This is a genomic window from Clostridium sp. YIM B02506 (assembly GCF_022324845.1).
GTDB classification, from domain to species: Bacteria; Bacillota; Clostridia; order Clostridiales; family Clostridiaceae; genus Clostridium_T; species Clostridium_T intestinale.
Map to the genome: position 1 here is coordinate 72,080 of NZ_JAKGTG010000003.1, position 13,854 is coordinate 85,933.

The 13,854-nt window shown below is 29.2% G+C and carries 20 protein-coding genes; 1 reads left to right on the top strand and 19 read right to left on the bottom strand.

Annotation, left to right across the window (positions count from 1 at the left end; all coding sequences use genetic code 11):
• Positions 1 to 3: 3 nt before the first annotated feature.
• The 17 genes from L1S49_RS04100 to L1S49_RS04180 all read right to left on the bottom strand — a co-directional run bounded on the left by L1S49_RS04100 (position 4) and on the right by L1S49_RS04180 (position 10,956).
• Positions 4 to 489 carry a hypothetical protein gene (locus tag L1S49_RS04100; RefSeq protein WP_238902661.1) on the bottom strand — a complete coding sequence of 162 codons (486 nt, stop codon included), beginning with the start codon at positions 487 to 489 and terminating at the stop codon, positions 4 to 6.
• 244 nt (positions 490 to 733) lie between these two features.
• Positions 734 to 2,527, bottom strand: a complete 1,794-nt coding sequence (locus L1S49_RS04105; RefSeq protein ID WP_238902662.1) for a prominin family protein — start codon at positions 2,525 to 2,527, stop codon at positions 734 to 736.
• A gap of 354 nt (positions 2,528 to 2,881) precedes the next feature.
• A complete protein-coding gene (locus L1S49_RS04110) occupies positions 2,882 to 3,019 on the bottom strand; it encodes a hypothetical protein (protein ID WP_238902663.1) in 138 nt (45 codons plus the stop codon).
• Between the two features lie 14 nt (positions 3,020 to 3,033).
• Positions 3,034 to 3,366: a helix-turn-helix domain-containing protein gene (locus L1S49_RS04115; protein WP_238902664.1), complete on the bottom strand. Its 333-nt coding sequence runs from the start codon at positions 3,364 to 3,366 to the stop codon at positions 3,034 to 3,036.
• A 315-nt stretch (positions 3,367 to 3,681) separates the two neighbouring features.
• Positions 3,682 to 3,861, bottom strand: coding sequence for a hypothetical protein (locus tag L1S49_RS04120; RefSeq protein WP_238902665.1), 180 nt, complete (start codon positions 3,859 to 3,861; stop codon positions 3,682 to 3,684).
• Between the two features lie 18 nt (positions 3,862 to 3,879).
• On the bottom strand, positions 3,880 to 4,083 hold the full coding sequence (locus L1S49_RS04125) for a BhlA/UviB family holin-like peptide (RefSeq protein ID WP_238902666.1): 204 nt from the start codon (positions 4,081 to 4,083) through the stop codon (positions 3,880 to 3,882).
• A 43-nt stretch (positions 4,084 to 4,126) separates the two neighbouring features.
• A complete protein-coding gene (locus L1S49_RS04130) occupies positions 4,127 to 4,837 on the bottom strand; it encodes a distal tail protein Dit (protein WP_238902667.1) in 711 nt (236 codons plus the stop codon).
• Complete coding sequence (locus tag L1S49_RS04135) at positions 4,831 to 6,471, bottom strand: hypothetical protein (RefSeq protein ID WP_238902668.1); 1,641 nt, start codon at positions 6,469 to 6,471, stop codon at positions 4,831 to 4,833. The genes L1S49_RS04130 and L1S49_RS04135 overlap by 7 nt, the downstream gene beginning before the upstream one ends.
• A gap of 8 nt (positions 6,472 to 6,479) precedes the next feature.
• Positions 6,480 to 6,794: a hypothetical protein gene (locus L1S49_RS04140; protein WP_238902669.1), complete on the bottom strand. Its 315-nt coding sequence runs from the start codon at positions 6,792 to 6,794 to the stop codon at positions 6,480 to 6,482.
• Positions 6,755 to 7,156, bottom strand: coding sequence for a hypothetical protein (locus tag L1S49_RS04145; RefSeq protein ID WP_238902670.1), 402 nt, complete (start codon positions 7,154 to 7,156; stop codon positions 6,755 to 6,757). Before L1S49_RS04145 ends, L1S49_RS04140 begins: the two co-directional genes overlap by 40 nt.
• A gap of 41 nt (positions 7,157 to 7,197) precedes the next feature.
• A complete protein-coding gene (locus L1S49_RS04150) occupies positions 7,198 to 7,803 on the bottom strand; it encodes a hypothetical protein (RefSeq protein ID WP_238902671.1) in 606 nt (201 codons plus the stop codon).
• A 4-nt stretch (positions 7,804 to 7,807) separates the two neighbouring features.
• Positions 7,808 to 8,170, bottom strand: a complete 363-nt coding sequence (locus tag L1S49_RS04155) for a hypothetical protein (RefSeq protein WP_238902672.1) — start codon at positions 8,168 to 8,170, stop codon at positions 7,808 to 7,810.
• A complete protein-coding gene (locus L1S49_RS04160) occupies positions 8,167 to 8,607 on the bottom strand; it encodes an HK97-gp10 family putative phage morphogenesis protein (protein ID WP_238902673.1) in 441 nt (146 codons plus the stop codon). Before L1S49_RS04160 ends, L1S49_RS04155 begins: the two co-directional genes overlap by 4 nt.
• Positions 8,604 to 8,933 carry a head-tail adaptor protein gene (locus L1S49_RS04165; RefSeq protein ID WP_238902674.1) on the bottom strand — a complete coding sequence of 110 codons (330 nt, stop codon included), beginning with the start codon at positions 8,931 to 8,933 and terminating at the stop codon, positions 8,604 to 8,606. Before L1S49_RS04165 ends, L1S49_RS04160 begins: the two co-directional genes overlap by 4 nt.
• On the bottom strand, positions 8,933 to 9,490 hold the full coding sequence (locus L1S49_RS04170) for a hypothetical protein (protein WP_238902675.1): 558 nt from the start codon (positions 9,488 to 9,490) through the stop codon (positions 8,933 to 8,935). The genes L1S49_RS04165 and L1S49_RS04170 overlap by 1 nt, the downstream gene beginning before the upstream one ends.
• Positions 9,491 to 9,530: 40 nt before the next feature.
• Entirely contained in the window at positions 9,531 to 10,340 is an 810-nt protein-coding gene (locus L1S49_RS04175; protein ID WP_238902676.1) for a hypothetical protein, read from the bottom strand.
• A gap of 16 nt (positions 10,341 to 10,356) precedes the next feature.
• Complete coding sequence (locus L1S49_RS04180; RefSeq protein WP_238902677.1) at positions 10,357 to 10,956, bottom strand: phage scaffolding protein; 600 nt, start codon at positions 10,954 to 10,956, stop codon at positions 10,357 to 10,359.
• A 188-nt stretch (positions 10,957 to 11,144) separates the two neighbouring features.
• Between L1S49_RS04180 and L1S49_RS04185 the strand changes: the two genes are divergently transcribed.
• On the top strand, positions 11,145 to 11,357 hold the full coding sequence (locus L1S49_RS04185; RefSeq protein WP_238902678.1) for a hypothetical protein: 213 nt from the start codon (positions 11,145 to 11,147) through the stop codon (positions 11,355 to 11,357).
• A 41-nt stretch (positions 11,358 to 11,398) separates the two neighbouring features.
• On the opposite strand, the gene L1S49_RS04190 is transcribed toward L1S49_RS04185, so the two are convergent.
• On the bottom strand, positions 11,399 to 12,349 hold the full coding sequence (locus L1S49_RS04190) for a phage minor head protein (protein ID WP_238902679.1): 951 nt from the start codon (positions 12,347 to 12,349) through the stop codon (positions 11,399 to 11,401).
• On the bottom strand, positions 12,342 to 13,841 hold the full coding sequence (locus tag L1S49_RS04195) for a phage portal protein (RefSeq protein WP_238902680.1): 1,500 nt from the start codon (positions 13,839 to 13,841) through the stop codon (positions 12,342 to 12,344). Before L1S49_RS04195 ends, L1S49_RS04190 begins: the two co-directional genes overlap by 8 nt.
• Positions 13,842 to 13,854: the final 13 nt, after the last annotated feature.

Genomic DNA, 13,854 nt, shown 5'->3' on the forward strand with positions numbered 1-13,854 from the left:
TATCTATTTCTTCAACTCTTCTATTTTATCTCTTAATATAGGATCTGAACCAATGCTTTGAGCTACATTTAATAATTGACTATCATTTAAATCGTTATATAATTTGCTGCCCTCAAAAACTAAATTAATAGCTACTACCTCTTTTTTATCTGAATTATCGGCTGATACATTATAAGTTACTAATTCATATTTTTTTAAATCCTCTTTCTCTATAATATCTCTAAACTTATTTAAAGAATCTGTTATTATATTATCCTCAGTTAATGGGAGTGTAACTTTATATTTTATAGATACATCAGTACCATTGACTATAACTTGATAATCTTTAGTCTTTGGTATAGAGATTCCAAAAATTATTAATCCTATTACAGCTATTAAAACAAAGATTAAAATTGATTTTCGCACTCTTCTTTTAATTATAGCTCTAATAAAACCTACTACTATACCTACTACACCACCTAAAATCATTAGCATGGAAACTATAAACATTAAATACTATCCCCCTTAAACATTTTATATAAGTAAATATTAACATAATATATTGAAATTTGTATATAAAATATCCCGTTTGTCCATATCTAATACAATTTTATAGATATATTCTATAGTAATAAATTAGTAGCGTTAAAATAGACTTTATTATGAAGTTAGTAATTATATCTTTAGTAATTATTTTAATTTTACCTTCTATTTTTCATTAAGATTTTATTTGCTTCTTTATATTGAATATCTATCATAATACAACTTGTATATCATCTATATATTTTCTTATTGCTGAAATTATATCATCTACATCATTTTCTATTGCTTCATAAATATTATCAATGCGTATTTTTATAGATTGTTCTTTTTCTGGTAATGAATATCCATCTTCATGCATACTATAATCACCAAATGAAATATCTATTCTCCCAATATCTATCCTAACTTGATTTTTTTTATATTCAAAAAATATTTCATCTACAGAACCTAATTCAATAACAAACCAACCTTCTATACTGAGATTAAAAATATCATTATCCATATTATAAAATTCCAATATATTTATGCCATCTTTGAAATCATTAGAATAGGTTGTACCGTTAATCCATGAATATATTTTATCAATCATCTTATTAATAAATTCCATTAAATAGGCTCCTATTTCATTCAATTCACTAATGTCATTCTTTTTTCTTAGCAGTATACTTATTATTTCTTTATTTTCATAATTTACTTTGTTATTTATTACTTTCAATTTATCAGAAAAATCTTCTATAACAGAATTAAGATATTCTTCTTTTTCTTCTTCGTCATCTATTGTCCTTAGTTTTATTTCTACTTTTTCTTCTTCATAGTATAAATTAATTTCTCTTAATGCTTTTATAAGTTCTTTATATTCATCGATTAAATTTTTATTTTTTTCTTCTAGTAAACTATATAAACTATTTAATTCACCATTACTAAATATGTCTTCTATAACCTGTTTCTCATTATTATAATCTTTAAAGTCTATGTTACTTAAATTAGACTCTAAATCAAGTCTTTTAATATAATCATTTATTTTTTCGTCTTCTAATGTTTTCATCTTTTTTTCTAATATTATATTTGTATTATCAAAAATTTCATCTATTTCTGATATTAATAGTACAGTATCATTAAAAAATTCTTTAGATATAATTTTATTATGTGCAATGGTATTTCTCATTTCAGAAAACTTCTTCCACTTTTGTTCAATATCTGAATTGAAAATATCTACAAAATACCTGTTCCATAAATTCTCTTCATCTAAAATTTCCTTTTTTATTACTTTTGTTGCCTTTTCTTTTAATAAAGATTTTATAGTATTTATATTCTCTATAATCTTTGTTGTTTCTTCATTTTCATAACTACTTTTTAATATTTCTATTAAGTCATTTGTTTGTAAATTAAACAATTCTCCTTTTATGTAATTTAATCTTTCATAATTTTTGTTGTACCATCCATTATATTTTTGAGTTTTTTCATCAAACTTTCTAATTATTTTCTTTTTAAACCAATCTTCACCATATTTATTTAACATATACATATTTATTATACTTCTAAATTTATTTTCTAAGCTATGAACTTTTATATATAAAAATTTTGATATTTCTTCATTTTGCTCATCCATAATCCAATATATGTTTCCAGTGTATTTTGATACTGCTCTACTTATAATAACTTTAACATTATATATAAATTCGTCTAAAATATCATTTTCATTCTCTTCAGATTTAATATTTATATTAACAAACACAACTACCCTATCTTCTTTATAACTATTTTTTTTAATGACTAAATATACTTCATTTTTCTTAATTTTAAAACTTATATGAGTAGATAATACTTCATCTTGCTCTTTTATTTGTATATCATGTATCTTATTGCTTAAATAAAGATAGCTGAAAATCAAATTTGTTTTTTCATATTCTTCATTTACCTTTTTTTGTATATTTTCACCAATTAATTTCATAAAATCTTCTTCGTAATCTTGCTTTATAATTGTACCAATAAATTTAATATTCATGTCTAACTCCTATATTCTAATAATAAACACAAAATTTTTCATCACATCTTAATATACCATGATTTTACAAATAAGTATATATAATTTCTTAATGGAATAAATGCTTAAAAAATATCTCTTATTAAACATAAAACCCATACCTTGAAAATTTAATCCTAGTTATAGCACTAATCTTTTAATAAGCGTATATTATATTGAATGTTCCATAAATAATAGTGCTAAATTTCTTTGCTGAACAAGGGGCAACAAGTGCTCCATTTTTACTAGTGAAATATAAGTTTAGCTCCTGTATATTTTTGATACAGGAGCTTTGTATTAATACTCTTTAAAATATAATCTTCTTTTAATAAGTAATTAAGGCTTTTTATCATCTTTATATTTACTATTTAATTCATTAATCCCTAGGCTTTTTAAATATCTTTTCACATAAAATCTAGCCAACTTTTTTTGCGCTATTTTTCTCCTTTCAGGATTTAACTCTATTATCCTCATTCTTACTTACCCTCCTATATCTTAATTTCAATCTCTTCTATTAGTATTCTAAGCTCTCCATTTATTCTTTTTAATTTTTTTTTAAATTCTTCTATTTGTTTATTTTTATTTGAATTTTCTTCTTCTAGTTTTAATATCTTTCTTTCCAATCTTAATCTTTCTACTGGAGAAAGCTTATCTGCTAACCCACTATTCTCTATGCTTTCTATGTATGATAAAGTAAATTGAAGTTTTTTTCCTGGCATTTTGCAAGGCTGTAATTTCCCATCTTCAATAAAACTCATTATTGTTTGTTTAGAATAGTTCCATTTCTTAGCTAGGTCTTCAATCGTTAATAAAGAATCCATCTTTTTCTCCTAACATCTAACTTTACATAATCTGTAATTAAATTATAACAATAAAAACATCTTATTTCTATGTAATGTGATAATGTGTATAAATATTACTTTCTATTCCTATAAAATTCAAAAATAATTTATCAGGTTCCATGAGAGTTTTTTTATTTACCATTTTTAACTCTTGAAAATATTGAATTAACTTTGATAAATAAAAAACGCCACTATGGCGTTTTGTACTCTATTGTAAAAATACAAAGCGCCATAGTGGCATTTTTAAGATTTTGTATATAATTCATTTTAAGCGAATATTTATTAATCTCTTTGTCACTGTTTAGCTGATTGTCTTGCTGTAGATTGACCAAAATAGAATGTTATTACTAAGCTAAAAACAGTTGAAAATTGCACTAAAGTAACTTTCCCTTTAATGCTTAATATAAAAAATACTATAGTTAGTAGTAATGCCATTAACCTTTTCACTTGTAATAAAAACTTTAATTCTTTCATTTGTAAACCTTCATATAGCTATTTCATAAAAATATGTTCTTTTACTTCTTTTACATCTGATTTAATATCCTCAATTATACTGAACTTTTCTGTTAATTTATCTAAGAGATCCTGGTATCTTCTTTCCCTATCTCCTGTAGTCTTTAGTACATATAGTAATAGAAAAACAAAGAGTGTATACCCAAATCCTTGGCTAGCTGCTTCACTAATTAAATTATTCATTCTACACCTCTCTTACAAAAATGAAAAAGAACTAGTTATTTTCCTACAAGTAACAAGTTCTTATATCAATTTCTATTTTGCTAACTGAACCAGTAACTCCTATAGTATTTTCACCTTTTTGCAATTGAGGGAATCCACCATTTTTATTATTCATCATATTCGTACTGCCTTTTTTACATAAAAAAAATGTAGAATCTAATTCTACATACTCATTTACATTATTTATTGTTATAGTGTCATCATTAGTGGTTAATGTTATGTTGCCACTAGCATAGATTTTAAGGTATGGGTCAGTATATATTGAACCATTGTTATATATAGTTGTTGGAAAACTTTCTAGTATCATTGTAGGTTCATATATTGGATATTTGAATGGTTCACATACAAATGTTACTTCAAAACTTCCATAATAGTCTAGTTCTTCTTCAATATTATCACTAATAGCAATAGATTTTACTTTGTAAATTCTATCTCTATCGAAACTAAATATTAATGAATTGTCTTCTATATTATTTAACCATTCCGCTATACTATCAACTTTTCTTGCAAAATCCTTTTTACTTAATAACACAAAATTACATCTAATAATCTTATCCTGATATGTCCCAAGCCTTCTTGTTAGAGTTCCACTTCTACCTTCAACTTTTATATTTTCTACATCTTCTATTGTTAAGGGTATAGCTGGTCTTTTAGATAGATAACACTCAAAATCTAGTACACTATCTTTATTATTAAAGAATACACTTGTTACCATGCTAAATTTCCTCCTACATCTCTACTTTGGTATCTATCTATTATATTTTGATTTTCTGCCACTAGCTCTGCTAAAATACGTCCATCTGGAAGTACAACTTGTACTACTTGATTGCCAAACCCAACTCTCCTCATAGCTTCTGCCATAATCTCTGGAAGCTTATTTAAAGGCATTATAGCTTCACCGCCTGTAGAAGATTCTCCCCCAGCCATGAGCTTTCCTGTGCTTGGATTAACTCCAAATATACCAGGCTTAGTCATGATTCCACCATCTGCATACCATTCTACTCCTAGCTTAGGAACTCTAGGCGGCATTAAACTAAATTCTCCATCTAATTTAAAATGCGGCAGCTTTATATTGGTTCCAAACAAGTTATTGATAGAATCCTTTATCTTATCCGTAATTCCCATTATAAACTCATAAGCTTTTCTGTATGGTGTAGTCATAATATCGAAAAGTTTATTAAATACGCTATTAACAACACTTGAAAAAGATGTTGTATCTATTCCCATAGCATTAAGTCTCTCTGATACAAAACTACTTATAGATCCCCATATTTCAGTAGCTTTTGCTTTTATAAAATCCCAATTTTGATATAACGCTACACCTGCAGCAATAAGTCCAGCCATAACTAGTGTAACTATACCTATTGGACTTGTCACAAATGCCATAGCAGCTCCAAAGGCTGTAGTTGCTGTAGTCATTAAGAAAGTTGATATAGCTGCTGCATTCATTGATATAGTGTAGGTAATTATTCCTGCTGTCAAAACACCTACCACTGCAGCTATTGTCCCAAATAATACAGGATGTTCTTGTATAGATTCAGTTAATCCAGTAACAGCATTTGTTATACCTTGTACAACTACAATTGCTCCACCAAGAAACGGTGATCCTATAACTTTTAAAAATCTATCCCATGAAGCATTTAAATTTCCCATTACATTCTCGTAACCATTAGCTTCTCTAGCACCTTGTCCCATAGCTCCATTATTTTCATATATCTTTCCTACAGTATCTATAAGTAAATACTCTTTTTCAGTATCACTTAAATTTTGCCAAGCTTTATTGTATTGCTGTTTTGCTATAGTATCCATTTTAGTGGCGTTAATATTTATTCCTATAGCATCTCCAGCTTCAAAGTTACCCATAGTAATAGATTTAAGTCTTCCAACTACATCTTCAAGTGAAGTGTCATAATAAGCTGATGCATCACCTGCTAATGTCATGTACTTAGAGGTTAAATCTAAAGATTGGTTAGCATCTGCTCCATTACCTTTAAATGTACCATAGAATGAACTCCATGCCCCTCTAAGTCTATCTACATGTATTCCCTGGTCCTCAACTTGTTTATTTATAAGTTCCATTGCTTGACCTTGATTATCTTTAAATGTTTGGTCAAACTGAGAATCTAATGCCTGTAATTTAGCACTCGTTTCAACCATAGTCTTTCCGAATCCGATTATCTTATCTACTGCAAAGGCAGCTATTACAGCTGCTCCTATTCCTTTAAATGCTTTTACCATACGCCCCTCTGATTCTTCAGCTTTATTTGTTACACTATCAATATCTTTATTTGCATCATCTGCATTAGTAACAATCTGACCAGCCATAGTAAATAAATCCATCATAGCCATATCTATTCTCACCTCCTTGGTTCAATGTATTGGAATGCATCATTCATAATTGTATCTACTTCTTTATCTGTCATTTGACTTGCCTTAACTTGCTGTATAATACTATTTTTGAAATCTTCGAAACTAACATCACTTAGAATTGATTTATGAATATAGTACTCGTACATTTCTTCATCCATGGATTTATCTAAAAGATCTTCTAAGTACTCCTTAAGGTCCTTAAAATCATTAAAAGTTCCTAAGAGTTCATTAACATTGGAGTATCTTTTAAATAGTAAATCCTTTATATTAAATTCCTTAACTTTTTGGATGAAGAAATACATTTGAAAAAATCGGCTAATTCATCCTTTTCAAAAAAGCCTAAAATTAATTCTGTATATTCGATCATATTAAGTTTTTCAATTTCAAATATTTCTACATTGCATAGGTTAGCTAGAAGCTTATTGATATCATCTTTAGCTAGTTCTAAATTAGCTAGAGTTGTGTTAATTATTTCTCCAAATAGCTCCATACCTATTTGCATTTGCTCTTTTTCTGTATACTCTTTAGCATTTTTAATAAACTCTTCTCTTTTCTTAATAAACTCCATTACCATATCTTTTACTTTGACCTTACTCAAAATCTTGAGCATTGGAAATAAATCTTGTCCTGTAAGTTTTCTCATTACTAGCTTTTCATCTTCCATATAAGTTCCTCCTAAAAATAAAAACTAGGATTTCTCCTAGCTTAAGGTGTTGTTTCTGGGTATACTATTTCCCATATGCTATTATAATCTTCTGGTTTATCTGCATCGGCCCTCGCTTCAAACTTGCAAGGTATTCCAGCTTCACCTTTATCGGCTGTTTCTATAGATAGACCCGCTGTGTTTAAAGCATTCTTTAGAAAGATTATTACAGGTTCATTTTCTCCTGATATCTTACCTACATAGGCTATATTAGTTATATAGTCACTATCAAGAATTTCATTTCTTCCTTTGATTATTTTGTATCCAGTAGGAGTTGTAGTTCCATTACCTGCTGTTACATCTGCAAATAAAGCATTAGCTATATTTTCTTTTTTCCATTCCTTTAGAGTACATTCTAATGTAGCTTCTATGTTTTCTATAACATCATTACCTTTTACTTTAGTTAGAACCCCATCAACTTCTGGTTGTCTTAAGCTTATAGCTATATTTAGCTTAGCTCCTTCCGTAGTAGCTCCAATCGGATCACCCTCATATTTTCCACTGGTCGCATTATATTCAACATTCTTAAATATAGCTCCTGCATTTAGCAGATAATATTTTGAAGTGTTAGCGCTATATCCACTTGTTTTCAATGCTTGCTTCACCATATTATTACCTCCAATCTACTTTACAATATAACTGTACAGATCTTCTTTTTATCATTTCTGACATAGTAGGTATATTCCTAGCTGTTTGATATTCAAATTGAATTAATAACTCATCTGTAAGAATAGCATTACGTTTAAAATGCCGCTTAAGATTTTGTGTTAATTGCTCCAAATTTACTGTGTTTGAACCACAGTTATCAAATATATCTACATCAATATAAAATCCTTCCTGGTGCTCTAAATCTTCACTAGAAAGGGTATATGTTAAGTATGGGTATGTTACTGTTTTAGCTGTATTATATTCAAAATAACTTTCAGTACATACCTTCTTAAATTCTTTATTTAATTCTTGTAAAAAAGGTATCATTTCTTCACCTTCTTCATGGTTATTTTAGCTGAAGTCCCAAGCTCTTTTAAATATTTTGCAAGTAAAGCTTCAATATTCTTTTTCTGATTCCTATAACCTGGTCTCATATACGGTTGTGGGTCCTGCCCCCATGTAAATACTGTTTCACCTGTTATAGGATCTTTGTAAGTCCATCCACCTTTACGCCCTTGGCCATTCTCTGCAAATTCACCAGTTCCAAACTCAACATATACAGCATATTCTTCTCCAACACCTACTGTTAATGTCATCTTATCTTCATCTACCACATAATCAAGTGAAGTTTTAAGATTAGAAGTCATTACTGGTATTAAAGGTCTTATAGTACTTACTAATAGCTCACCTGCCGCATATAACCATTTAACTTGAGCTTTTCTTATGGCTTCTTTACATGCTTTAGAATTATTTACAAAAGTCATATCTTATCACCTACAAACTTTAGGTAAATCTCTAAATGCCTGTGGAAGTTCATAGGATCATCTACAAGCGTAATATCATATCTATTACCTATTTCATCAACTAACCAATTCTCTTTAGCCTTTATCCCAGCTCTATAATTCATTAATAGAATATGAGTGGATTCTTCCATAAAAGTATTATTAGTTGTCTTTTCATCTCCTGTTAATAGATCTAAAAATCCTTTAACTTTAGATAATTCTTCTTGTGTCTCTACAAACCCGCCTATTCCATTATCGGTTTGTATTACTCCCATAACTGAGTATTCAGGACATTTAGAAGTATCCATTAAGACCACCTCAACTTCTTATACTTATTTAAAAACTTCATAAGAGCAGCTGGATAACCTTCTATGCTCTCAGTTGAATTTAAATCATAATAAGTAACTGAATATCTAGATATAGATTCTTGTTTTACTCCTATTTTATCTGACATCTTGAAGTCATAGTTAATAAGCTTAATTACTCCTTGTACAATGTCATAAGGGTATACTATCTTAGTTATAAGGCTTGTATATTCTTCATCTAATATATCCTCATTAACAGTGATAGAGTTATCGGCAGCAGCTACTATAGTAAATATACCTTTGTTCAATAAACAATCATCTATATCTATGGAATCTCCTACTCTAAAGCCTAATTTAAGAAAGTTATCTCCAGCTATAGTTTTACTATCAGAATCAAATGCAAGCTTTCTATGACTTCTAACTCTAATATCTAAGAATTTATTGTTAGTTAAGTTTCTTACTGTTATTTCTAAACCTTTAAGCTTTTCTTCTATCTCAAAGTCCTTAGAAGTATCATTTACTCCTAGTAACTGTTTAGCTTTCTCTAAAGTGATTATCAAATTACCACCACCTAAAAAGAACTAGAGATTCCCTCTAGTTCTATGCTCCTTCAACTCCTATAGTAACTACTGCTGTTACCAATCCATCTGCCTTAATAACCCCAGTTCCATGAACACAAAGTCCTCTCATACCATCTGCAAAAGCATCTTGTAATCTTAACGCTTCTGTCTCTTGTAGTTGCTTACCGTGTCCTGTAGCACCTTTATAAAGGCCTATTATAGTCGCTGCTCCTGATGCAACTGGAACTTCTTCAGAAACTACTACTTGGAATCCATTTATAACTTGACCTTCAACTACTCCATTTTGAAGTATTATAGGCTGCTTAGTAAATCTATCATCCTTTGATAATAGTCCTAAATAGTCTGAGTTAATAACTACATATCTATTAATCTTAGGTGCTTTTTTCTTATTTAATTCTGTTCCCATATCTACAATTAGATCATAAGCATTAGTTTTATTCACTGTTTTAGCACCAAGTTTCTTACCTGCTCCTGTTGCCATTTGTGATAAAACATGAGTGTCTATAACCTCATTTAGTGTTGCTGATGCTTCAGCTGTATGAGCATCTACTAAATCTCCAGCAGCTTGAATCGCATCTACATCATCGAGCTTTATTGCCCAATACTTCTTTTGATTCATGTTTATTTCTACTTTAGGGGTGTCTAATTCATCCCATTCAACAGCTCCTATATAATCTTTAATAGCTACAGCACCTACATTATTAAATACAAGCTTGTTCCCTTCTATCTTGGTTGGTGGAGTTGTGATAACATCTGCTATAGATGTTTTGTGATAGTTCTCTACTAATCTAGCTTCCCATATTGTTGGTATAAAATTTGATACTGACATTTAACATCATCCTCTCTTATTTACTTAAATCTATTGTTTTTATTACATCCCAATTTGCATTAATCTCTTGTGGAGACATTTTAGCAACTTCATCTTTAGTAAATGATTTTGTTTGTTCTCCTCCAGGTAATTTATTTTCTATTACCTTAGGTTTATTTTCATTACTTTCTATAGTTTTAAAGAATGTAGCATTAGTAGCTTGTAAATCCTTTATTTTATTATCTAAATCTTTTATCTTACCTTCTGAATCCACTTCAAGTTTATCTACTCCACCAAGCTTGTACAGTAAATACTCTATATCAGTAGCTCCGGCTTTCTCTAAAGCACCTTTAACTGAATACTCTTTTTCTCTCTTTGTTGAGTCAGCCTTTAAAGTGGCTATTGTCGTCTCGTGTTCCTTAATTGTATTCTGTAGTGTTTCATTATCCGAGTTATTTTTCTTTAGATCCTTGATAGTAGCATTAGCTGTTTTAAGTTCACCGCTAATGTCATTATATTTATCCTTTGGTACCGCATTTTTAGGAAACTCAGTGTTTATAGAAGTCATTAAAGCTTCTATATCTAATTTTCCATCTGCTATTGTTGCGCCTTCTAATAATTTTCTTAACCATTCCATCTTTCTATTCCTCCAATACATTTTTATACAGGTCTGTCCCTGTTAAGAGTTCTTTGTTCTTTATGCTCTGCAAACGTGTAAAAAGAGCATAATAAAAAAGCCTTAATAGTAAAGCTTTTTCATTAGGACAACATTTGTAATTATATGTTAAAATATTCTTGGAGCCTGTCACTTTTGAGGTGATTAAATTGGCAAGAAAAAGAATATCTGTTACTAATGAATCAAACACTGGTAGAAATACTAACTTTCATGACAATTATACTGGTAAGGATATGGACCTCAATCAATTTGTAAAGGAAATTGAATTAGGTAATTATCCTAAATATCATGTACGTATTGTTGATGGTGTAAAAACACCTGCATCTAACCCTGATAATTCAACTAATAATAATTTAGACTAATTTATTGGACAGGCTCCATTTTCACCTCATTATTATATATTCTAATTATTGCCTTTTATTTTATTAATTTTTCCTTTATGTTCTTCTTTCGGCTCTACTCTGTTTTTATACCAGTTCTCATAGTTCTTATAAGTAACTGTATCCTTTGTTATATTATCTCGTCTTAAGCGTGATGAGATACCCTCAACTATTGTTACAGTATCACATCTACAGTTAATATCTTCACTTGCTACTCCAAATAATCTAGGTTGAGGAGCCTTATGTCCATTAATCTCAAACTCTTCATCTATAGCTACTATTTGACCATCTAATTTTTTATGTGAGTGTCTAGTCTTTTTATCAAGAGTAGATAACCATTTCTTTTGTAAATCTACACCTTTATTTACTGCTTCTTGCTGACCTTGTTGTCTACCTAATGATTTCATTCTTCCACCTTCAGTTCTTGCTATAGTAAGGGCATGATTAAAGTCTGTCCAGCCTATACTTGAAATATTTTCAGCTATTGAAGGATATCCACTAGAATTAATTAGTCCTTGAGTAACTGCACCTTTAACTCTTAACTTCATATCATTCAACTTCTTAACATATAGCCTTTCTGATAGCTTTAAACCTTCTATTGGTGCTTCTATTGCCTGTCTTATATAATCTTCGTTTAAAAGGCTAAATTGAAGGTTTACTTTACCTATATTTTCAGCTTGATAAAATACTCCAAAATACTCTCTATCAAAATTAGTAATATCATAATCTACTATTGCATCATAGTTATTATCATATAACCCTTTTAATATAGAATTCATTTGTTCTATTAAAGTATCATATCTTTTAAGTTCCATCTGTTTAGCAAAACTTAAGGTTTCAGTTGTTTGAGTATAATCTTTTATTTTCTTTTTCATCTCAGCTATGGATTCTACATAGTTTTGAATAAGTGTCTTCTTTATTTTTTCTTCATCTTTTTCAGCTAGAGCTAAAAGTTCATCATAATACTTACTCAACTACATCACCACCGGAATTATTAGCTTTATTTATTAATTCATCACTAAGCTTATTTATATCAACATATGGACCTTGACCTTCTAAAGCTTTCTTCTCTTCTTCATAATCAAGTTCTAGTATTTCACATATAAGTTTAAGCTTAGTATCGTTGCTAATTGTATTACCAGCTAATAAGACATTGTTTATTAATGCTGCTTGTGTTTCTGCTTCAACCTTTCCATTAGCTACTACAGAATCCTCATTTACCATAGTTTCTCTTACGATATTGATCTCAATATCTTGATAATTATAAGCTGTACCATATCTAGAATTAATATCATCTACTATAATCTTTAATAACTGCCTTACTAATGTTCTTAGTCTTGTTTCTGCTTTATTACACTTAAGATCTAAAAGTGCATACCTGGATTTAATAACAATGTTAGTTATATTACCATCACCTATTTGAGATGAATCAAAACCCATACCAAACTTATATATAGAGTTTTTATCAAGCTCTAATTTAGTCTTTCTAGCTTCTACTGGAATATCTATAGTTTTTACTTCAAGACCTCCGTTATCACCATCTACACCTATTGTTTTCTTCGTCTTTAGATTTTGTGTAAGCTCATCTAAACTATCTCCTGGATATCCTTTAACAACATAGATAGCTTCCTGAAAATCTTGAAGATTATTTGATAATCCACAGGCCATTAAATCATAATCGTCTATTAAAGCCTTTATAGGTTCTAGATCTGTCTTCTGGTACTTATTATTATCTAACCTAAAGAAAGGTATATATCCAAGTCCTCCCCCATCATATATAGCCGTATCATCTTCTAAAACTATATGAGGTTTAGGATTTATCTGTATACCTTTATCAAGTTCATAACCTGATTTATCTTTTCTTTGTATATAGTAAGTTGTATGTGTATCTGTCCATACTTCAACTTTAGTAATAGTTAATTCCTTTAGATTATCATCATATACAGTAATATCATAATATCTAACTATTGCCTTTAAACTGTAGTTATCTGATTCATCATAAATAGGTATTATCCCTAATGAATCAGCTATCTGAAATGATAATTTTCCAGTAAAATCTTTATAAGCATATACGTATTCATAAGACTTATTAGCAGCACCTTCTATAGTATCCTGTAATAACTCCTGGAACTGCTCATTAATATACTCTTTTAGATATTCCTGAAGCTTTTCATCTTTAGTTATTACCTCCAAGGGATTGGACAATAAGTACTGGACCTTTTGATCTACTAATTCAGTATGAAATTGATGTTGTATCTTAATATTACTTTTATATTTATCTTCTTTAAGTACTCCATTTGAATCAAAATAAAAAAGCCTATAGTTTAGGATTTCATGCTCACCTTTGTAATAAGCTAACCCTTCCCTGGCTTTCTTTTTCTTATCTGAAATTCTATCTTTAGCTAATGCTTTTTCTAATGCTTTAGCAGCTATAATCTCATTGTCTGATAAGATATCTAACAGCATTTATACCACCTCC